Annotated in this window: 22 protein-coding genes; 18 read left to right on the top strand and 4 right to left on the bottom strand. The window is 70.0% G+C overall.

Going from position 1 to position 17,989, the window contains the following annotated elements:
* Positions 1–15 precede the first annotated feature (15 nt).
* The 9 genes from EZ216_RS11375 to EZ216_RS11335 are packed head-to-tail and all read left to right on the top strand — an operon-like array spanning position 16 to position 9,661.
* Positions 16–708, top strand: a complete 693-nt coding sequence (locus EZ216_RS11375) for a 5'-methylthioadenosine/adenosylhomocysteine nucleosidase (RefSeq protein WP_135249888.1) — start codon at positions 16–18, stop codon at positions 706–708.
* Positions 709–717: 9 nt separating this feature from the next.
* Positions 718–1,125: a YkvA family protein gene (locus EZ216_RS11370; RefSeq protein WP_135249887.1), complete on the top strand. Its 408-nt coding sequence runs from the start codon at positions 718–720 to the stop codon at positions 1,123–1,125.
* Between the two features lie 2 nt (positions 1,126–1,127).
* Positions 1,128–3,242: a TonB-dependent receptor gene (locus EZ216_RS11365; protein ID WP_205959663.1), complete on the top strand. Its 2,115-nt coding sequence runs from the start codon at positions 1,128–1,130 to the stop codon at positions 3,240–3,242.
* 44 nt (positions 3,243–3,286) lie between these two features.
* Positions 3,287–3,655 (top strand): S-adenosylmethionine decarboxylase family protein, encoded by a 369-nt coding sequence (locus tag EZ216_RS11360; protein ID WP_135249886.1) that lies wholly within the window; start codon positions 3,287–3,289, stop codon positions 3,653–3,655.
* Between the two features lie 46 nt (positions 3,656–3,701).
* The gene (locus tag EZ216_RS11355) at positions 3,702–4,730 is read left to right on the top strand and encodes an SPFH domain-containing protein (protein WP_135249885.1); all 1,029 of its coding nucleotides are present in this window, start codon (positions 3,702–3,704) and stop codon (positions 4,728–4,730) included.
* A gap of 57 nt (positions 4,731–4,787) precedes the next feature.
* Positions 4,788–6,284, top strand: a complete 1,497-nt coding sequence (locus EZ216_RS11350; RefSeq protein WP_135249884.1) for a DUF4178 domain-containing protein — start codon at positions 4,788–4,790, stop codon at positions 6,282–6,284.
* 37 nt (positions 6,285–6,321) lie between these two features.
* Complete coding sequence (locus EZ216_RS11345) at positions 6,322–6,540, top strand: DUF350 domain-containing protein (protein ID WP_135249883.1); 219 nt, start codon at positions 6,322–6,324, stop codon at positions 6,538–6,540.
* Between the two features lie 2 nt (positions 6,541–6,542).
* Complete coding sequence (locus tag EZ216_RS11340) at positions 6,543–8,084, top strand: polyamine aminopropyltransferase (RefSeq protein WP_135249882.1); 1,542 nt, start codon at positions 6,543–6,545, stop codon at positions 8,082–8,084.
* A complete protein-coding gene (locus tag EZ216_RS11335) occupies positions 8,081–9,661 on the top strand; it encodes an FAD-dependent oxidoreductase (protein WP_135249881.1) in 1,581 nt (526 codons plus the stop codon). The genes EZ216_RS11340 and EZ216_RS11335 overlap by 4 nt, the downstream gene beginning before the upstream one ends.
* Here EZ216_RS11335 and corA read toward each other — a convergent pair.
* The 3 genes from corA to EZ216_RS21350 form a co-directional block, all read right to left on the bottom strand.
* Positions 9,654–10,643 carry a magnesium/cobalt transporter CorA gene (gene corA, locus EZ216_RS11330; protein ID WP_135249880.1) on the bottom strand — a complete coding sequence of 330 codons (990 nt, stop codon included), beginning with the start codon at positions 10,641–10,643 and terminating at the stop codon, positions 9,654–9,656. The genes EZ216_RS11335 and corA overlap by 8 nt on opposite strands.
* A gap of 125 nt (positions 10,644–10,768) precedes the next feature.
* On the bottom strand, positions 10,769–11,965 hold the full coding sequence (locus EZ216_RS11325; RefSeq protein WP_135249879.1) for a patatin-like phospholipase family protein: 1,197 nt from the start codon (positions 11,963–11,965) through the stop codon (positions 10,769–10,771).
* Positions 11,966–12,032: 67 nt separating this feature from the next.
* Entirely contained in the window at positions 12,033–12,194 is a 162-nt protein-coding gene (locus EZ216_RS21350; protein ID WP_167772878.1) for a hypothetical protein, read from the bottom strand.
* Between the two features lie 205 nt (positions 12,195–12,399).
* On the opposite strand from EZ216_RS21350, the gene EZ216_RS11320 reads away from it, so the two are divergent.
* The 5 genes from EZ216_RS11320 (at position 12,400) to hprK (ending at position 14,944) form a co-directional block, all read left to right on the top strand.
* Entirely contained in the window at positions 12,400–12,585 is a 186-nt protein-coding gene (locus EZ216_RS11320) for a hypothetical protein (RefSeq protein ID WP_135249878.1), read from the top strand.
* Positions 12,586–12,623: 38 nt separating this feature from the next.
* A complete protein-coding gene (locus EZ216_RS21345) occupies positions 12,624–12,800 on the top strand; it encodes a hypothetical protein (protein ID WP_167772877.1) in 177 nt (58 codons plus the stop codon).
* 258 nt (positions 12,801–13,058) lie between these two features.
* Positions 13,059–13,388, top strand: a complete 330-nt coding sequence (gene hpf / locus EZ216_RS11315) for a ribosome hibernation-promoting factor, HPF/YfiA family (RefSeq protein WP_135249877.1) — start codon at positions 13,059–13,061, stop codon at positions 13,386–13,388.
* A 115-nt stretch (positions 13,389–13,503) separates the two neighbouring features.
* Positions 13,504–13,971 (top strand): PTS sugar transporter subunit IIA, encoded by a 468-nt coding sequence (locus EZ216_RS11310; RefSeq protein WP_135249876.1) that lies wholly within the window; start codon positions 13,504–13,506, stop codon positions 13,969–13,971.
* A 22-nt stretch (positions 13,972–13,993) separates the two neighbouring features.
* Positions 13,994–14,944 (top strand): HPr(Ser) kinase/phosphatase, encoded by a 951-nt coding sequence (gene hprK, locus EZ216_RS11305; RefSeq protein WP_135249875.1) that lies wholly within the window; start codon positions 13,994–13,996, stop codon positions 14,942–14,944.
* A gap of 45 nt (positions 14,945–14,989) precedes the next feature.
* Here the strand turns inward: hprK and fur are convergent, their stop codons facing one another.
* Positions 14,990–15,427 (bottom strand): ferric iron uptake transcriptional regulator, encoded by a 438-nt coding sequence (fur, locus tag EZ216_RS11300; protein WP_135249874.1) that lies wholly within the window; start codon positions 15,425–15,427, stop codon positions 14,990–14,992.
* A 71-nt stretch (positions 15,428–15,498) separates the two neighbouring features.
* On the opposite strand from fur, the gene EZ216_RS11295 reads away from it, so the two are divergent.
* The 4 genes from EZ216_RS11295 to EZ216_RS11280 are packed head-to-tail and all read left to right on the top strand — an operon-like array spanning position 15,499 to position 17,974.
* Positions 15,499–16,053, top strand: coding sequence for an outer membrane protein assembly factor BamE (locus tag EZ216_RS11295; protein WP_135249873.1), 555 nt, complete (start codon positions 15,499–15,501; stop codon positions 16,051–16,053).
* 4 nt (positions 16,054–16,057) lie between these two features.
* Positions 16,058–16,873, top strand: coding sequence for a 4-hydroxy-tetrahydrodipicolinate reductase (gene dapB, locus EZ216_RS11290; protein ID WP_135249872.1), 816 nt, complete (start codon positions 16,058–16,060; stop codon positions 16,871–16,873).
* Between the two features lie 34 nt (positions 16,874–16,907).
* Entirely contained in the window at positions 16,908–17,558 is a 651-nt protein-coding gene (locus tag EZ216_RS11285) for a MotA/TolQ/ExbB proton channel family protein (protein WP_135249871.1), read from the top strand.
* Complete coding sequence (locus EZ216_RS11280) at positions 17,558–17,974, top strand: ExbD/TolR family protein (protein ID WP_135249870.1); 417 nt, start codon at positions 17,558–17,560, stop codon at positions 17,972–17,974. The genes EZ216_RS11285 and EZ216_RS11280 overlap by 1 nt, the downstream gene beginning before the upstream one ends.
* Positions 17,975–17,989 lie beyond the last annotated feature (15 nt).

Raw genomic sequence — 17,989 nt, 5'->3', positions numbered from 1 at the left:
CCGCAGAACCCGCCCATGCGCACCGCCATCGTCTCCGCCATGCACGAGGAGTTGTCCGCCGTGCTGGCGCTGATGCCGCACGAATCGCGGCAGGTGGTGGCGGGGCGCGAGTTCTGGGTGGGGCAGCTGCACGGCCGCGAGGTGGTGGCGGTGCTTTCGCGCATCGGCAAGGTGGCGGCTGCGACCACGGCTGCCATGCTGGTCGAGCGTTTCGGCGCGCGCGAGATCGTCTTCACCGGCGTGGCGGGCGGCCTGGCGCCGGGCGTGCAGGTCGGCGACGTCGTGGTGGCCGACAGCTTCCTGCAGCACGACCTGGACGCGTCGCCCATCTTTCCGAAGTACGAGGTGCCGCTCTACGGCACCAGCACCTTCGCCACGGACACTTCGCTCACCGAACGGTTGGTGCGCGCCGCGCAGCAGGCGTTGCCGCAGGCCAAGCTGCATCGTGGGCTGATCGTCAGCGGTGACCGGTTCGTGTCCACCACCCCGGAGAGCCGCGCGCTGCAAGCCGCGCTGCCGAACGCGTTGGCGGTGGAGATGGAAGGCGCCGCGGTGGCGCAGGTTTGCCACGATTGCGGCGTGCCTTTCGCGGCCGTGCGCACCATCTCCGATCGCGCGGATGACGACGCCCACGTGGACTTCGCGCGCTTCGTGCGCGAGGTGGCCAGCCGGCACTCAGCCGCCATCGTGCAGGCGCTGCTGGGCTGACGCAAGGGCATGGCCGGCTGGATCGACCGCCTGCGCACCTGGGCGCGCGGCCTGAAGCGCGAATCGGTGGCGCTGTGGTTCGCCTGCCAGGATCCCGGGATGCCGTGGACCGCGAAGGCGCTGGCGCTGTTCACCGTGGGCTATGCGCTCAGCCCCATCGACCTGATCCCCGACTTCATCCCGGTCCTGGGTTTCGTCGACGACGCGATCCTGTTGCCGGCGCTGATCTGGCTCACGCTGCGGCTGGTGCCGCCGCCGGTGATCGAGAGGGCCCGCGCGCGCGCCGACGAGTGGCTGGCGCAGGGCCGCGACAAGCCTTCCAGCCGGGCGGCGGCGGTTGTGATCATCGTCGTGTGGCTCGCCGCCGCAGTGGCTCTTGCCTGGGCCGTGAAGCCCCGGTGGCTCGCACCCCGCTGAACATGAAGAGCACGAAGCAATCCGCCAAGTGGGTGGCCGCCTCGCTGGGCGCGGGCCTGCTGGCCGCGGCACCGGCGCTCGCGCAGCAGGACGCCGCGCTGCGCGGCGTGGACGTGCAGAGCACGCGCGAAGACCTGCAGGGCGTGGCGGGCAGCGCCAGCGAAGGCGTGGTCACGTCCAAGCAGCTGCGCACGCGCCCGGTGCTGCGCGCAGGCGACGTGATGGAAGCGGTGCCCGGCCTGGTGGCCACGCAGCATGCGGGCGAGGGCAAGGCCAACCAGTACTTCCTGCGCGGCTTCAACCTGGACCACGGCACCGACTTCGCGACTTTCGTCGACGGCGTACCGGTCAACCTGCCGACGCACGGGCATGGCCAGGGCTACACCGACCTGTACTTCCTGCTGCCGGAACTGGTGGACACCATCACCTACCGCAAGGGGCCGTACTACGCCGACACGGGCGACTTCGCCGCCGCCGGCAACGTCCGCATTCGCACGGTGCGCAAGCTGGACCGGCCGTTCGCGATGCTGGAGGCCGGGCGATTCGGCTACCGCCGCGCGCTGGCGGCCGGCTCGGTGAGCGTGAAGGGCGGCGACTTGCTGCTGGCCGCCGAGCGCGGGCGCGACGACGGGCCTTGGGATGTGCCCCAGGGCCTGGGCCGCACCAACCTCGTGGGCAAGTACACGCTGGGCTCGGCGGACGACGGCATCACCTTCGGCGTCAACCACCACGAAGCTTCCTGGATCTCCACCGACCAGGTGCCGCAGCGCGCCATCGACAACGGGCTGATCGGCCGCTTCGGCACGCTGGACCCCACGTCCGGCGGCCGCACCAAGCGCACGTCCGCCCAGGTCAACTGGGCGCGCCGCGACGGCGAGGTGCGCACGACGGTGGACGCTTACGCGCTGCGCTATTCGTTCGACCTGTTCTCGGATTTCACGTACTACACGCGCGGCTGCGACACCGCGCCGCTGCCCGCGGCCTGCGACTCGGGTCCGCCGCTGGACCAGTTCGAGCAGGTGGACCGCCGCCACGTGTTCGGCCTGGCGGCTTCGCAGTCGCGTCCGCTGCGGCTGGGCGGCCTCGATGCGCAGCTGGCATTCGGCACCGACCTGCGCCGCGACGACATCGCCGAAGTCGGCTTGTACGGCACGCAGGCTCGCGCGCGGCTGGCGCAGGTGCGCAGCGACCGCGCGCGCATCGATGCGCTGGGCTTCTGGTCGCAGCTGGAAGTGCAGCTGGCGCCGCAATGGCGCGCCATCGGCGGCCTGCGCTGGGACCACCGCGCGCTGGATGTGCAGAGCTCCATCGCGGCGAACAGCGGCGCCACCACGGCTTCCATCACCAGTCCCAAGCTGTCCCTGGTCTGGAGTCCCGGCCCTCGCACCGACCTCTATGCCAACTGGGGCCGGGGCTTCCACAGCAACGATGCGCGCGGCACGGTGCTGAAGGTCGATCCTTCGGACGGCGTCACGCCCGCACAGCGCGCCGATCCGCTGGTGCGGGCCACCGGCTACGAGCTGGGCCTGCGGCAGAAGTGGGCCGACAACCTGGTGGTGACCGCGGCTGCGTGGGTGCTGAAGCTGGACTCCGAGCTGCTGTTCGTCGGCGATGCCGGCACGACCGAAGCCACGCGGCCCGCGGCGCGCCGCGGCATTGAACTGTCCGCCAACTGGCGGCCTGCGCCGGCCTGGGAGATCGACGCCGACCTGGCGCTGTCGCGTGCGCGCTTCAGCGACGCGGACCCGGCCGGCGACCGCATCCCGGGCGCGTTGCCGCGCGTGGCTTCGCTGGGCATCACCTACCTGAGCGGGCCGTGGACCTTCGGCGCCCGGCTGCGCCACTTCGGCGCCCATCCCCTGATCGAGGACGGCTCGCTGCGCGGCTCGGGCAGCACCGTCGTGAATACCCGTGTCGCCTACCGCGTCACGAGCGCGGCGGAACTGTCGCTGGACGTCTTCAACCTGTTCAACCGCCAGTCCAGCGATATCCAGTACGCCTATGCGTCGCGGTTGCCGGGCGAGCCGCCATTCGCCGATGCGGGCACGCCCGCCACGCTGCACGTGCACCCGTCGCTGCCTCGCACCTTGCGGGTCGGATTGAGGCTGTTCTTCTAGAGCCCGCGTTCTCCGGCAGGCGCGTTCGCGATAGAGTCCGCCTGATGGACGGGCTGCACCTCACCGCCGACCTGCACGATTGCGGATGTGCCCCGCACTGGCTGGCCGACGCGCAACGCCTGGGTGAGTGGTGCGTGGCCGCGGTGCGCGAAAGCGGCCTGCAGCCGGTGAACCAGCTGTTCCACGCATTCCCCGCGACCGGAGCCGGCCCCGGCGGTGTGACGGCGGCGGTGCTGCTGGCCGAGTCGCACCTGTGCCTGCACACCTGGCCGGAGAGCCGCTCGGTGACGGCTGACGTGTACGTGTGCAACTTCGGCGCCGACCATTCGGAGCGCGCGCGCGGCCTGATGGCCGCGGTCATCGCGCATTTCCGCCCGCGCTCCGTGACGGAACGCTCGGTCCGCCGCGGCTGACGGCCGGCCGCGTCGTATCATGCCCCGCACACGGAAGGAGCAAGGCATGGCCCTCATGGACTTCATCAAGAAGCAGTTCATCGACGTCCTGCAATGGACCGAGAGCGGCGACGGCACGCTCGCCTGGCGCTATCCCATGGCCGACATGGAGATCCAGTACGGCGCCGCCCTCACCGTGCGCGAGTCGCAGATGGCCGTGTTCGTGAACGAAGGCAAGGTGGCCGACGTCTTCGGGCCCGGCCTGTACAAGCTCACGACGCAGACCATCCCGGTGCTGACGTACCTGAAGAACTGGGACAAGCTGTTCGAATCCCCGTTCAAGAGCGACGTCTATTTCTTCAGCACGCGCCAGCAGGTGGACCAGCGCTGGGGCACGCCGCAGCCCATCACCATCCGCGACAAGGACTTCGGTGCGGTGCGCCTGCGCGCCTTCGGCAACTACAGCTACCGCGTGGCCGACCCGAAGCTGTTCCACACCACGATTTCCGGCACGCGCGACGTCTACACGGTGGCCGACCTGGACGGCCAGTTGCGCGGGCTGATCCTGCAGCACATCTCCAACGCCATCGCGGCCAGCGGCGTGCCGTTCCTGGACCTGGCCGCCAACCAGAATGCCTTCGCGCAGGCGCTGGCCAACGAGATGGGGCCGGCGTTCGCCGCGATCGGGCTGAAGCTCGAAGTCATGACGGTGCAGAACCTGTCGCTGCCCGAGGAGCTGCAGAAGATCCTCGACCAGCGCATCGGCATGGGCATGGTCGGCAACGACATGGGCCGCTTCATGCAGTACCAGACCGCGCAGGCCATTCCCGAGATGGCCAAGGGTGCGGGTTCCGGCGGCGGCATCGCGGGCGATGCGATGGGCCTGGGAGCGGGCGTCGCCCTTGGACAGGTGCTGGCGAGCAACCTCCAGCAGGGGCTGCAAGGCGGTGGCCAGGCGAGCGGCGCCGCCGCGACGGTGAAGCCCGAGGACGTCATGGCCACGCTGGAGAAGCTGGGCGACCTGAAGGCCAAGGGCATCCTCACGCAGGAAGAGTTCGACGCCAAGAAGGCGGAACTGCTCAAGAAGCTGGCGTGAGCCTCCGCCGCCTGTCATCGTCCGCGCGCGGCCCGCGCCCGCTGATTCGCTGAGCGATTGGCGTCCGCCGCACCCCAGCGCATCTACCGCGCGCCCTGCCCGGGGTGCGGCGCGCCCGTTGAATTCCGCAGCGCGCAGTCCACGCACGCCGTCTGCAGTTACTGCCACAGCACCATCGTCCGCTCCGGCGAGACGCTGCAGCGGCTGGGCAAGATGGCGGAGGTCTTCGAGGACTACAGCCCGCTGCAGCTGATGGCGTCCGGCCGCCACGAAGGCAGGCCCTTCGTGCTGGTGGGCCGCCTGCAGTACCGCGGGAGCAGCGGGCCTTGGGCCGAGTGGCAGGCGGCGTTCGATGACGGGCGCGTGGGCCAGCTGTCGGAGGACAACGGCTCGTACGTCATGACCTTCCCGGCGGAGCTGGGACGGGACGTCCCGCCGGCGGAGCGCTTCCGCGTGGGTGCGACGACGGCGGTGTCCGGCAAGTCGTTCACCGTCAGCGCGAACGACGAAGTCGCGCTGGTCTCCGCGCAGGGCGAGCTGCCGAAGCTGCCGCCGCTGGGCCAGTCGTTCCGCTCGGTGGAGCTGCGCAGCGCGCAAGGTGAGGTGCTGGGCATCGACTACGCCACCGTGCCGCCGCAGGTCAGCCGGGGCCGGGCGGTCAGCCTGGACGAACTGCAGCTCACCGGACTGCGCGCCGAGGCGGCCAAGGAGGAAAAGGGCCGCGGGTTCGCGTGCCCGAGCTGCGGTGCGCCGGTGCAGGTGAACCTGGCCGGCACCTTGAGCGTCACCTGCCCCAGCTGCCACAGCGTGATCGACGTCTCCCAGGGCATCGCCGGCGAGCTGCGGCATGCCCAGCAGGACGAACCCGTGCGCCCGCTGATCCCGCTGGGCAGCACGGGGGAACTGCAGGGCGTACCGTGGCAGGTGGTCGGTTTCCAGCACCGCATGGGCGCGGAGCCCGGCGACGAGGACGAGCAGTTCGGCTGGAGCGAATACCTGCTCTACAACGCGAAGCGCGGCTTCGTGTTCCTGGTCGATTCGGAAGAAGGCTGGAGCTTGGTCAAGCCGACGACGGGGGCGCCGCAGCTGGCGCCGGACAGCCGCTCGGCCACTTACCTCGGCACGCGGTATGGGCTGAAGTACAGCTACAACGCCGAGACCAACTACGTGGCCGGCGAGTTCTACTGGCCGGTGGTGCGCGGCCAGAAGACGTTCAACCGCGACTTCGCCGCGGGCGCGCGGTTGCTGTCGATGGAGCAGACGCCGCGCGAAGTCACCTGGTCCAGCGGCGCGGGGCTGTCGTCCGATGCGGTGGCGGCGGCTTTCGGCATGAAAGACCAGGACAGGTTCCGGCGCGGCGACGCCGGGCCCACGGGCGGCAAGTCCGCCGGGCTGGGCTGCGGCTGCCTGATCGTGATCCTCATCGTCATCCTGCTGCTGGTGCTCGTCGTGGTGCTGGCCCGCAACGATGACGGCAGTTCCGGCTACACCAGCGCCCCGCGCACCAGCGGCGGGTCCTGGGGCGGCTATTCCGGCGGCGGCGGCCACAAGTGAGCCGCCGCCAATCCTTCCACCCGCAAAGGAGGTCCCCATGGACTTCGAATGGTTGAAACCCGCCGCCGTCTTCGGCTCCATCCTCTACGCCGTCATCGGCGTGGTGGTGTTCTGGGTCGCTTTCGTCATCATCGACAAGCTCACGCCCTACGACCTGTGGCAGGAGCTGGTCGAGAAGCACAACCAGGCGCTCGGCATGGTGGTGGCCGCGATGTCGCTGGGCATCTGCATCATCGTGGCCGCGGCCATCCACTGACCGTGCCCGCTCCCGGAGTCCCGGCGCGGGCCGGGCCTTCGCCGCTGGCGGTGGCCCTGCTCGCCTCGGTCTTCGTCGTCGCCGCCTGCGGCCTGGTGTACGAGCTGGCAGCGGGCGCCCTGGCCTCGTACGTGCTGGGCGATTCGGTGCTGCAGTTCTCCACCGTCATCGGCACCTACCTGTTCGCCATGGGCGTCGGGTCGTGGCTGTCGAAGTTCGTGGAGCGCCAGCTGCCCGCGCACTTCCTGCGCATCGAGCTGCTGGTGGCACTCGTGGGCGGCTCGCTGCCCGCGGTGCTGTTCGCGGCCAATGCCTGGCTGCCGGGCGCCTTCCGGCCGCTGCTCTACGGCCTTGTCTTCGCCGTCGGCACGCTGGTGGGCCTGGAGATCCCGCTGGTGATGCGCATCCTGCGCCGCGACGTGCAGCTGCGCGAGCTGGTGTCGCAGGTCCTGACCTTCGACTACCTCGGCGCGCTGGCGGTGTCGGTGGCCTTTCCGCTGCTGTTCGTGCCGCACTTCGGGCTGGTGCGCACCGGTTTCTTCTTCGGATTGCTCAATGCCGGCGTGGCCGCCTGGGCGCTGTGGCTGTTCCGGCACGAGCTGCGCCGGCGGGCCGAGCACGCGGCCGCCTGCGTGCTGTGCGCCGCGGCGCTCGCCGCGGGCCTGGCGGGCGCGGGGCAGCTCACGACGCTGGCCGAGGACCGCTTCTACCAGGAACCCGTGGTGCACGCGGAGAGCTCACCGTGGCAGCGGATCATCGTCACGCGCGGCCGCGCCGGCGTGCGGCTGTTCCTGAACGGCAACCTGCAGTTCGCCGAACGCGACGAGTACCGCTACCACGAGGCGCTGGTGCATCCCGCGATGTCGGCCCAAGGGGCGCCGCGCAAGGTCGCCATCCTCGGCGGCGGCGACGGCATGGCCTTGCGCGAAGTGCTGCGCCACCCTTCCGTCGAAAGCGTGACGCTGGTGGAGCTGGACCCAAACATGACGCGCCTGTTCGGCAGCGACCCGGCGCTGGTGCGGCTGAACGGCGGTTCGCTGTCGTCGCCCAAGCTGCGCATCGTCAACGAGGATGCGTTCGGCTGGCTGGAGCGCACGGAGGAGACGTTCGATGTCGTCATCGTCGATTTCCCGGACCCCACCAACTTCGCCATCGGCAAGCTGTACACCAACTCGTTCTACGCGTTGCTGGACCGGCGGCTGTCCGCGAGCGGCTACGCGGTGATCCAGACCACTTCGCCGCTGGTGGCGCGCCAGAGCTTCTGGACCGTGGTCACCACCATCGAATCGGCCGGCCTCACCGCCACGCCGTACCACGCCAACGTGCCGAGCTTCGGCGAATGGGGCTTCGTCGTCGCCAGCCGCCGGCCGTGGCGCATGCCGCAGCGGCTGCCGGCGGGCCTGCGCTTCCTCACGCCGGAATCGCTGCCCCTGCTGTTCGATTTCCCGCGCGACATGCAGCGTGTTCCGGCGGAAGTGAACCGTCTTTCCAACCAGGGCCTTGTCACCACGTACGAGCGCGAGTGGGGCAAGGTGCTGCCGTGAGGCGGCGCGAGTGGCTGGCCGCGGCGGCGGCGTTGCCGGCTTACGGCTGCGCGCCGGCGCTGGCACCGGTGGAAGGCGGGTTCGCCGGACCTTCGCCCGAACGCGGCCACCTGCTGCGCGCCACCCGCGTCGGCGCGCCTTCGCAGGTCCGCCGCGCGCGCTTGGTGATCGCGGGCGGCGGCATCGCGGGGCTCGCGGCCGCGCGCGCCCTGCGGCTCGCCGGTGTCGACGATTTCGTCCTGCTGGAACTGGAGGACGAGTCCGGCGGCAACAGCCGCGCCGGCCGCCTGGCGGGGCTGGACTGCCCGCTGGGTGCGCACTACCTGCCGGTGCCCGGCGACGGCGCGCATCATGTGCAGGACTTGCTCGAGGAGATGGGCTTGCGCCGGCGCATCTCGGGCCGCTGGACCTACGACGAGCGCCACCTGTGCCACAGCCCGCAGGAGCGCCTCTACTTCCGCGGAGAGTGGCAGGAAGGGCTGCTGCCGGCGCATGGCATCGGTGCGCCGACGCAGGCGCAGTACGTCAAGTTCGCGCGCCTGGTCGATCGCGCCTCGCGCGAGGCGCGGTATAGCATGCCCGCGGGCACCACCACCGCACCTGCGCATCTCGCGCTGGACGCCATCCCGTTCGCCGAATGGCTCGGGCGGGAGGGGCTCGACGACGAGCACCTGCTCTGGTACCTGGACTACTGCTGCCGCGACGACTATGGGGCAGGGATCGCTGCCGTCTCCGCCTGGGCGGGACTGCATTACTTCGCCAGCCGCCATGGCTTCCACCCGCCCGGCGAGGAAGGCGAGCGCGACGCGGTGCTCACCTGGCCCCAGGGCAATGCGTATCTTGCGCGGGGGCTCGCGGCGCCGCTGGGCGCGCGCCTGCATGCTTCGCGGGTGGTCACGCGCATCGAAGCCGTGCGCGGCGGCATGCAGGTGGATGCCGTGGATCCGCTCTCTGGCGTTGCCGAGCGTTGGGATGCGCTGCACGTGGTCGTTGCGCTCCCGGTGTTCGTCGCCGCCCGTGTGCTGGCCTCGCCGCCGTATTTCGTCATGCAAGCCGCGCGTGCCACGCGGCATGCGCCGTGGGTCGTGGCGAACCTGCAGATCCGTGAGCCGCTCCGCGATCGCCCGGGCGCCGCGCCGTCATGGGACAACGTGCCCTACGGATCGGCGGGCCTGGGCTATGTGGATGCCGGTCACCAGCGTCTGGACCCGCGCCCCGCGCCCACCGTGCTCACCTGGTACCTGGCGCCAGGTGAGAGCGCACGCGCGCAGCTGCTTTCAGCGCCATGGACGCACTGGCGCGACCTGGCGGCCGCCGAACTGGCCGCGCCGCACCCGGACCTGCCCGGCAAGCTGCAGCGCGTGCTGGTGGCGCGCTACGGCCATGCGATGGCGACGCCCGTTCCCGGCACGCGCGCGCGGCTGCGGGCCGTGCCTTTGCACGGGCGCGCCATGAGCTTCGCCCATTCGGACTGGGCGGGCTACTCGGTGTTCGAAGAGGCCTTCACGCTGGGCCACGAGGCGGGCGTGGCCGCGGCACGCGCCGTGGGCGCGCGCGTGCCGGCGAGACTTACCTGAGCCAGCCCCGCCGGCCGAAGTACCACATCGGCACGCCGGCGCTGGCGATCATCAGCACCACCACGTACGGGTAGCTGAACACCGGCCCGAACCATTCCAGCTCGGGGAACTTCATGTTCATGCCGTAGATGCTGGCCACCAGCGTGGGCGGCAGCAGCGCCACGCTGGCCACCGAGAAGATCTTGATGATCTTGTTCTGGTTGATGTTGATGAAGCCGACGGTGGCGTCCATCAGGAAGTTGATCTTGTCGAACAGGAACGCCGTGTGGTTGTCCAGCGACTCGATGTCGCGCAGGATCTGCCGCGCGTCCTCGAACTGCTCCTGCGTCAGCATGCGGCTGCGCATCATGAAGCTGAGGGCCCGGCGCGTGTCCATCACGTTGCGGCGGATGCGGCCGTTCAGGTCTTCCTGCCGCGCGATCTCGCCCAGCACCTCGCCGGCCAGCGTGTCGCTCACCCGGCCGGCCAGCACTTTCTTCGACGCCTTCTCCAGCCCGTCGTAGATGCCTTCCAGCGCATCGGCGGAATATTCCGCGTCGGCGTCGAACAGCTTGAGCAGCACGTCCTTGGCATCCTCGATCAGCCCCGGCGCGCGGCGCGCGCGCAGCCGCAGCAGGCGGAACACGGGGATGTCCTCGTCGTGGATGGAGAACAGCACGCCCTTGCTGCGCAGGGACTCGTTGGTCTGGTTCAGGATGAAGGCCACGCGCACGCTGCGCGGGTCCTCGTCGTCGATCAGGAAGTCGCTGCGGATGTGCAGCTCGCCGTTGTCTTCCTCGTAGAAGCGGGCGGACTCCTCGATGTCCTCGTCCATCGCGTCCTCGGGGATGGACAGGCCGTAGTACTGCTTGACCCAGCGCTTTTCCTCGATCGTGGGCGACTCGAGGTCGACCCAGATCGGCTGGAACCGGGAGAGCTCCTCGAGCGACTCGATCTCTTCCTGGAAGAGTCGCCCGTTGGCGAGCGTGAAGATGTTGAGCATGGCTCACTCCGTGAGGGATTGGCGGATCGGCATGGGGCTGGCTTCCGACGCCGCTCACGGACGCCCGGAAGCTACCGACTAGGGCAGGTTTCCAAGGAGTGCTCTCCCGAAATGAAGACGGGCGATTATGCCGTCTGAGTTTCCGCGAATGCGAGGAGTTCGCCCTTGCGCGCGAAAGCGTCCTGCTCGCCCAGCGCGATGAGCGCGCGCACGAAGGCGGGCTCGAACAGCAGGTAGCTGGCGAGCGCGCCACCGCCCTTGCCGGCGCCCAGTCCACCCAGGGCGCGGCGCACGGCGGCGGGCAGCAGGTGCGCGTGCGCCTGGGCGATGGCGTCCAGCGACTGCGAAGGCTGGATCGCCAGCACCTCGACGTCGCGGTAGGGCAGCACGGCCGCGATCTCGCGCGGCAGCTGCTGCAGCGTCCGGGTGACGCGCTGCGCCTGTTCCACGTCGGCCTGCAGCGTGTCGTGGAACACGCTGGCCATCGCGTGGCCGGCGATGGCGCCCAGGCCCGGTGCTCCCGTGCCGGCGGCGGCGCCGAAGGCCGCGCGTTCGGGCTGGCCCACGCCGACCACCAGCACGCGGTGCGCGCCCAGGTGCAGCGCGGGCGAGAGCGGCGAGACCTGGCGCATGGAGCCGTCGCCGAAGTACTCGCGCCGGCCGTCCACCCACAGGGGCGTGGCGGGGAAGAGGAAGGGGATGGCGCTGGACGCCATCAGGTGCTCGATCGTCAGCGGCTGGAACTCGGCCCGCCGCCCCGGGCGTTGCCACGGCGTGTGCCGGTGGTCGCGCGCGGTGTGGCAGAAGGTCCAGTGCACGCCGGTGGTGTAGCTGGACGCGGTGATGGCCACGGTCTCGATCGCCTTCGATGCCAGCGCTTCGTCGATGCCGCCCAGCGACACGGCGTGGTGCAGCGTGTCCACCAGCGGCATGGTGTCCAGGATGGCGCCCGCGTGCCGGGCCTGGCCCCACAGCCGCACGGCCGTCACCAGCCGGCTGAAGCGCACCCACACGGGCACGTCGAGCCGGTAGACGTTGTCGCTGCGCAGCCGCGACCAGAACACGGAGAGTTCGTCGAAAGCCTGCAGCCCGCGCGACGCGGCGCTGGCCAGGAAGGCGACGTTCAAGGCGCCGGCCGACGTGCCGACCAGCACCTGGAACGGAAAGGACGCACCCGCGCCGGCCTGCAGCCGAAGCATCGATGCCAGCGCCTGCAGCACGCCGACCTGGTACGCGGTGCGCGCGCCACCGCCCATCAGGACCAGCGCATGTTTGGGCCGGCTGGGCAGTGTCAGGGAATGGATGATGGTGTCCAGGCTCACGCCTTCGCCTCCTGCGGCCCATCCTAGGCGGCCGGTCGAGGGGCGGCACTGCTCAGTTACCCGGGGCTCACGCGGTGGAAGGCCGTGCGTCGCACTTCAGGATGTTGCCCATGGAGGCCGACGCGTCGCGCTTGGCCTTCGCGCTCCCGGCGCCCCGGGGAATCCAGCGGCTGATGAAATCGATGAGCAGAAGTACGCGCTGACTTTTTGGTAAACGCTTGAGGTTCAACCCCGTTTTGCCGATGCGGTGCCGGCACGGCGCGGATCCTGGCGGCGGGCCCACCTTGGCTGTGCCGTTCGGCGGCAGGCTCGGCCGCAGGAGACGTCCTACACGGTCGGGCCGACCTGTCCGACATCCCCGATGAGGTCGCGTCCCTACAGTGGACTGGTCCCGTCGGCGCCCATGCGTCCGCGGGCCGCAAGGAGCAGTACCGATGATCCAGCTAGCGAACGACCCGAATGCCAGCCGCAATGCCTGGCGTCCGGCGCAGGACGAGAAGGCTTCCGCGAGCGATTTCCGCCGCGGCCGTCCCGGCCATGCCTGGCCGTTCCTGAGCCCGCACGCCCGCCGCCAGGCCCCCGCCGACGGCGCCAAGCCCCGCAACGACAGCGGCAGCTGACAGCCGCACCACCTCCTGCCTTCGAAAGAGGTCCCACCATGCCGATCGAGACCAAGAGCCCGAACAAGTTCAACGACGCGCCCCGCGACAAGCCGCAGGGCGAGCGCGTCGAGCACGCCAATCTGGATCGCCCCGGCGCCCAGGCCCACCCCCGCGCCCGCAACGCCGGCTGGAGCGCGTACGCGAACCGCGCCGCCGCCTGGCGCTGGAACTGAATCACCACGGCGCGCGCCAGTGCCCGCCAACGCGACGGACGGCCCTTCGGGGCCGTTTTCTTTGGTGCCTTCGCACCCACGCTTGCGTTGCACGAAGTCTTTTTTGTTTCAGCCGACTCGTGGCGATTGCTTTCGCTGCGGGCGCGCGGCATAGTGGTCCGCAAGCGCACGTTTCTTTCTCAAGTTTCTTCCCCCTTCCCCCCGTTCCCCCGGCCGCCCACCGCGGCCATCCACCCGAGCGAAACCAGGAGGTCTTACATGAACTTGACGATCAGCGGTCACCACCTCGCCGTTACTCCCGCACTGCGCAGCTACGTGACTACCAAGCTCGATCGGATCACTCGCCACTTCGACCAGGTGGTGGACATCAAGGTTCTTCTCACGGTGGAAAAGCAGAAGGAAAAGGAACGACGACAGCGGGCGGAATGCCGCATCCACGTCAAGGGCAACGACATGTTCGCCGAGAGCTCGCACCAGGATTTGTACGCGGCGCTCGACGAACTGGTCGACAAGCTGGACCGGCAGGTGAGCCGGCACAAAACCATGATGCAGGACCACCACCACCCCGCGCCCAAACGCGTGATGTGACCCGCGCGATGTGACGCTTGCCACGGGGGCGTTGCCCCGTGCACGAACGGCCTCCCGCGGGAGGCCGTTCCCGTTGAGGTGCGGGGGTGCGGGTGCATAATCGCCCCCCATCCCCATGAACCGCCTCGCAGCCATCCTGCCCGCCGCCCAGGTCCTGGTGGGCGTCGACGCCACCAGCAAGAAGCGCGCGTTCGAGGAAGCGGGCCTGCTGTTCGAGAACCTGCACGGGCTGTCGCGCGCGCTGATCACCGACAGCCTGTTCGCGCGCGAGCGCCTGGGGTCCACGGGCCTCGGCCACGGCGTCGCCATTCCGCACGGCCGCATCAAGGGGCTGAAGGCGCCGATGGCCGCGCTGTTCCGGCTGGAAAACGCCATCGGCTTCGACGCTCCGGACGAGCAGCCGGTCGCGCTGCTGATCTTCCTGCTGGTGCCCGAAGCCGCGACGCAGAAGCATTTGGAGATCCTGTCGGAGATCGCAGAGCTGCTGTCCGACGCGCCGCTGCGGGAGAAGATCAAGGCCAGCACCGACGCGGCCGAGCTGCACCAGCTCATCGCCACCTGGCAGTCGGCGCAGCCGGCCTGAGCCCGGGTCTCAAGCCGGTGCCGTGAAACCCACCGTCGTCAGCGCCGACGTCCTGTTCGAGGACCACCGCACCAAGCTCAAATGGGAGTGGGTCGCGGGCCTGGGCGCCTCCGAGCGCCGCTTCGACGAAGTGGCCGTGCGTGCGGCACGTTCGGGCGCCGACCTGGTCGGCTACCTCAACTACATCCACCCGTACCGCGTCCAGATCCTGGGCGAGCGCGAGGTGGCGTACCTCACCAACGCCACCGCCGACGATTGCGCGCGCCGCATCTCGCGCATCGTGACGCTGGAGCCGCCCGTGCTGGTGCTGACCGACGGTCAGGCCGCGCCCGAGTCGCTGCTGTCCATGTGCGAGCGGGCGCAGATCCCGATGTTCGCCACGCAGGAGCCTTCCGCCTTCGTCATCGACGTGCTGCGCGCCTACCTGTCCAAGCACTTCGCCGAACGCACCTCGATGCACGGCGTGTTCATGGACATCCTGGGCGTGGGCGTGCTGATCACGGGCGAAAGCGGCCTGGGCAAGAGCGAGCTGGGGCTGGAGCTGATCACGCGCGGCAACGGCCTGGTGGCCGACGACGCGGTGGACCTGTACCGCGTCAACCAGACCACCATCGAGGGCCGCTGTCCGGAGCTGCTGCAGAACCTGCTGGAGGTGCGCGGCATCGGCCTGCTGGACATCCGCGCCATCTTCGGCGAGACCGCGGTGCGGCGGAAGCTGCGCCTGCGCCTGATCGTGCACCTGGTGCGCCGCGAGACCCTGGAGCGCGAGTACGAGCGGCTGCCCTACGAACCGCTGGTGCAGGACGTGCTGGGCGTGCCGGTGCGCAAGGCGGTGATCCAGGTGGTGGCCGGCCGCAACATCGCCGTGCTGGTGGAAGCGGCGGTGCGAAACACCATCCTGCAGCTGCGCGGCGTGGACACTTACCAGGAATTCGTCGAGCGGCACCGCCGCGCGATGGAAAAGGGAGGTTGAGCGTCGGGCGGGGGGCTTCCACGCCGGACGCTCAGCGCTGAACCCTCAACCTCTTTTCGGCGGGCGGTGCGGGCAGTTCGCCTTGGTGCAGTGCGCGTACAGCGACAGCGCGTGCTCGGCGATCTCGAAGCCCTTGGCCTTGGCGACCGAGTGCTGGCGCTTCTCGATCTCGGCGTCGTAGAACTCCTCCACGCGGCCGCAGTCCAGGCACACCAGGTGGTCGTGGTGCGTGCCTTCGTTCAGCTCGTAGACCGCCTTGCCGCTTTCGAAGTGGCTGCGCGACAGGATGCCGGCCTGCTCGAACTGCGTGAGCACGCGGTACACCGTGGCCAGGCCGATGTCCGAGCGCTCTTCCAGCAGCACGCGGAACACGTCCTCGGCCGTCATGTGGCGCTGCTCGCCCTTCTGGAACACGTCCAGGATCTTGAGCCGCGGCAGCGTCGCCTTCAGGCCGGTGTTCTTCAGTTCGTCGATGTTCGCCATGGGTGCACGGGAGGGGACCACGGAAGGGCTCCCGCTACAATCGCCGCGATCATATCGCCAGCCTCCGCGCCATGCCTTTCCACCGCTCCAGCCTCCTTCGCCCCGGCCTCGTGTTCGCGGCCTGCTCGGTGCTCGCGGCCTGCGGCAGCTTCGACAGCGTCAGCCACCGCATCGCCTCGGCCGTGACGCCGTACAAGGTGGAAGTCGTGCAGGGCAACTTCATCTCGCGCGAGCAGGTGGACCAGCTCAAGCCGGGCCTGTCGCGCCAGGCCGTGCGCGACCTGCTGGGCACGCCGCTGGTCACCGACCTGTTCCATGCCGACCGCTGGGACTATGTGTTCACGATCAAGCGCGACGGCGTGCAGGCTGAGCCGCGCCGGCTGACCGTGTACTTCAAGGACGATTCGCTCGACCGCTTCGAGGGCGACACCATGCCCAGCGAAGCCGAGTTCGTCGCCTCCATCGGCGCCAAGCCGCGCAGCTCCGGCAAGATCCCGCCGCTGGAAGCGACCGAAGAACAGCTGCAGAAGGCCGCGCCGCCCAAGCCGGCGGCGGCCGCTTCCGCGCCGGCTCCCGCCGCGGCGCCCGCCACCAGCTACCCGCCGCTCGAACCGCCGGCGCGCTGAGCCGATGGCCGCATCCGCCCTTCATCAGGTCGCCGTCGCCGGCGCTACCGGCCGGATGGGCCACATGCTCATCGAGGCCATCCGTGCCTCGGACGATTGCCAGCTGGCCGGCGCGCTCGACGTTCCCAGCAGTCCGGCCATCGGCAACGACGCAGCCGCGTTCCTCGGCATCGCCAGCGGCGTGCCGGTGGTGTCGGACATCCGCCAGGGCCTGGCGAAGGCCAAGGTGCTGATCGACTTCACCCGGCCCGAAGGCACGATGGCCCACCTGGCCGTGTGCCGCGAGCTGGGCGTCAACGCGGTCGTCGGCACCACGGGCCTCTCGGGCGAGCAGAAGGCGAAGATCGCCGAGTACGCGCAGGACGTCGCCATCATGCTGGCGCCCAACATGAGCGTGGGCGTGAACGTCACGCTCAAGCTGCTGGAGATGGCCGCGAAGGCGCTTTCCACCGGCTACGACATCGAGATCATCGAGGCGCACCACCGCCACAAGGTGGATGCGCCGTCGGGCACCGCGCTGAAAATGGGCGAGGTCATCGCCGCGGCGCTGGGCCGCGACCTGGATCATTGCGCGGTCTACGCGCGCGAAGGCGTGACGGGCGAGCGCGACCCGTCCACCATCGGCTTCTCGGCCATCCGCGGCGGCGACATCGTGGGCGACCACACCGTGCTGTTCGCCGGCACCGGCGAGCGTATCGAGATCACCCACAAGTCGGCCAGCCGCGCCACCTACGCCCAGGGCAGCCTGCGCGCGGTGCGCTTCCTGGCCGGCCAGCGCCGGGGCCTGTTCGACATGTTCGACGTGCTCGGGCTTCGTTAAGCCGGGCGCGCGGCGCCGGCCGCCAGGAGAGGCTATGGATTTCTCGCAGTTGTTCAGCCAGGCCGACGCCATCGGCCGTGCCGTGGCGCTGCTGCTGCTGCTCATGTCGGTGGCCAGCTGGGTCGTCATCCTGTGGAAAGCGTGGCTGCTGCGCCGCGCGGGCGGTGACGTGGACCGCTCCACCGTCGCGTTCTGGCAGGCCCCTTCGCTGGCCGAAGCGCAGCAGCGTGTCGCCGCGTTCGACCGTGAGAAGCTGGTGCTGCCGCTGATCGAGGCGACGCAGGCGCAGGCCCCCGGCTCGCTGGCCGCCGCCGGCGATCGCAGCCAGCAGCTCACGCGCATGCTGCGCGACGCGCTCCACGCGGTGCTGGACAAGCTGCAGTTCGGGCAGGTGCTGCTGGCCACGGTGGGTTCCACCGCGCCTTTCGTCGGCCTGCTGGGCACGGTCTGGGGCATCTACCACGCGCTGACCGGCATCGCCGCCGCGGGAACGATCAGCATCGACAAGGTGGCGGGGCCGGTGGGCGAGTCGCTCATCATGACGGCCGCGGGCCTGGCCGTCGCCATCCCCGCCGTGCTGGGCTACAACATCTTCGGCCGGCTGATCGGCCGCATCGAGGCCGACCTGGAAGGCTTCGCGCTCGACCTGCGCGAGCTGGTGGCCCACCACGCCGGGGGCGCCTGATGCCTTTCGGCCGCCTGGAACGCACCGAGGGGCCGCGCCCCATGAGCGACATCAACGTCACGCCGCTGGTGGACGTGATGCTGGTGCTGGTGGTCATCCTCATCATCACCGCGCCGCTGATGGCCAGCTCGCTGCGGCTGGACCTGCCCAAGGCGGAAACGGCCAAGGCGTCCGACGCGCCGCGCTCCGTGGTGGTGGGCCTCGAATCGTCCGGCAAGGTGTTTTTCAACGACAAGCCGGTGGACATGCCGCAGCTGGCCCAGTCGCTGGCCGAGGCCGCCCGCCAGGGGCCGGACACCGAAGTGCAGCTGCGCGCCGACCAGGCCGTGCCCTACGGCAAGGTGGTCGAGGTCATGGCCGCCGCCCAGAAGGCGGGCCTGTCGCGCATCGGCTTCGTGGCCGAACCCGCGCGCTGAAGGCCCCCGGCCGGC

It is taken from the genome of Ramlibacter humi (assembly GCF_004681975.1).
GTDB lineage: Bacteria > Pseudomonadota > Gammaproteobacteria > Burkholderiales > Burkholderiaceae_C > Ramlibacter > Ramlibacter humi.
Note: the sequence above shows the minus strand (reverse complement) of the source record. Positions and strands in the feature narration are given on the sequence as shown.

Bases quoted from the DNA above. Each gene is read 5' to 3' on its own strand.
- EZ216_RS11310 (WP_135249876.1), top strand. From the start codon at position 13,504: ATGAACCGCCTCGCAGCCATCCTGCCCGCCGCCCAGGTCCTGGTGGGC.
- EZ216_RS11365 (WP_205959663.1), top strand. From the start codon at position 1,128: ATGAAGAGCACGAAGCAATCCGCCAAGTGGGTGGCCGCCTCGCTGGGC.
- EZ216_RS11285 (WP_135249871.1), top strand. From the start codon at position 16,908: ATGGATTTCTCGCAGTTGTTCAGCCAGGCCGACGCCATCGGCCGTGCC.
- fur (WP_135249874.1), bottom strand. From the start codon at position 15,427: ATGGCGAACATCGACGAACTGAAGAACACCGGCCTGAAGGCGACGCTG.
- EZ216_RS11320 (WP_135249878.1), top strand. From the start codon at position 12,400: ATGATCCAGCTAGCGAACGACCCGAATGCCAGCCGCAATGCCTGGCGT.
- EZ216_RS11345 (WP_135249883.1), top strand. From the start codon at position 6,322: ATGGACTTCGAATGGTTGAAACCCGCCGCCGTCTTCGGCTCCATCCTC.
- EZ216_RS11370 (WP_135249887.1), top strand. From the start codon at position 718: ATGGCCGGCTGGATCGACCGCCTGCGCACCTGGGCGCGCGGCCTGAAG.
- hpf (WP_135249877.1), top strand. From the start codon at position 13,059: ATGAACTTGACGATCAGCGGTCACCACCTCGCCGTTACTCCCGCACTG.
- dapB (WP_135249872.1), top strand. From the start codon at position 16,058: ATGGCCGCATCCGCCCTTCATCAGGTCGCCGTCGCCGGCGCTACCGGC.
- EZ216_RS11280 (WP_135249870.1), top strand. From the start codon at position 17,558: ATGCCTTTCGGCCGCCTGGAACGCACCGAGGGGCCGCGCCCCATGAGC.
- corA (WP_135249880.1), bottom strand. From the start codon at position 10,643: ATGCTCAACATCTTCACGCTCGCCAACGGGCGACTCTTCCAGGAAGAG.
- EZ216_RS11360 (WP_135249886.1), top strand. From the start codon at position 3,287: ATGGACGGGCTGCACCTCACCGCCGACCTGCACGATTGCGGATGTGCC.
- EZ216_RS11355 (WP_135249885.1), top strand. From the start codon at position 3,702: ATGGCCCTCATGGACTTCATCAAGAAGCAGTTCATCGACGTCCTGCAA.
- EZ216_RS21345 (WP_167772877.1), top strand. From the start codon at position 12,624: ATGCCGATCGAGACCAAGAGCCCGAACAAGTTCAACGACGCGCCCCGC.
- EZ216_RS11375 (WP_135249888.1), top strand. From the start codon at position 16: ATGCGCACCGCCATCGTCTCCGCCATGCACGAGGAGTTGTCCGCCGTG.
- EZ216_RS11295 (WP_135249873.1), top strand. From the start codon at position 15,499: ATGCCTTTCCACCGCTCCAGCCTCCTTCGCCCCGGCCTCGTGTTCGCG.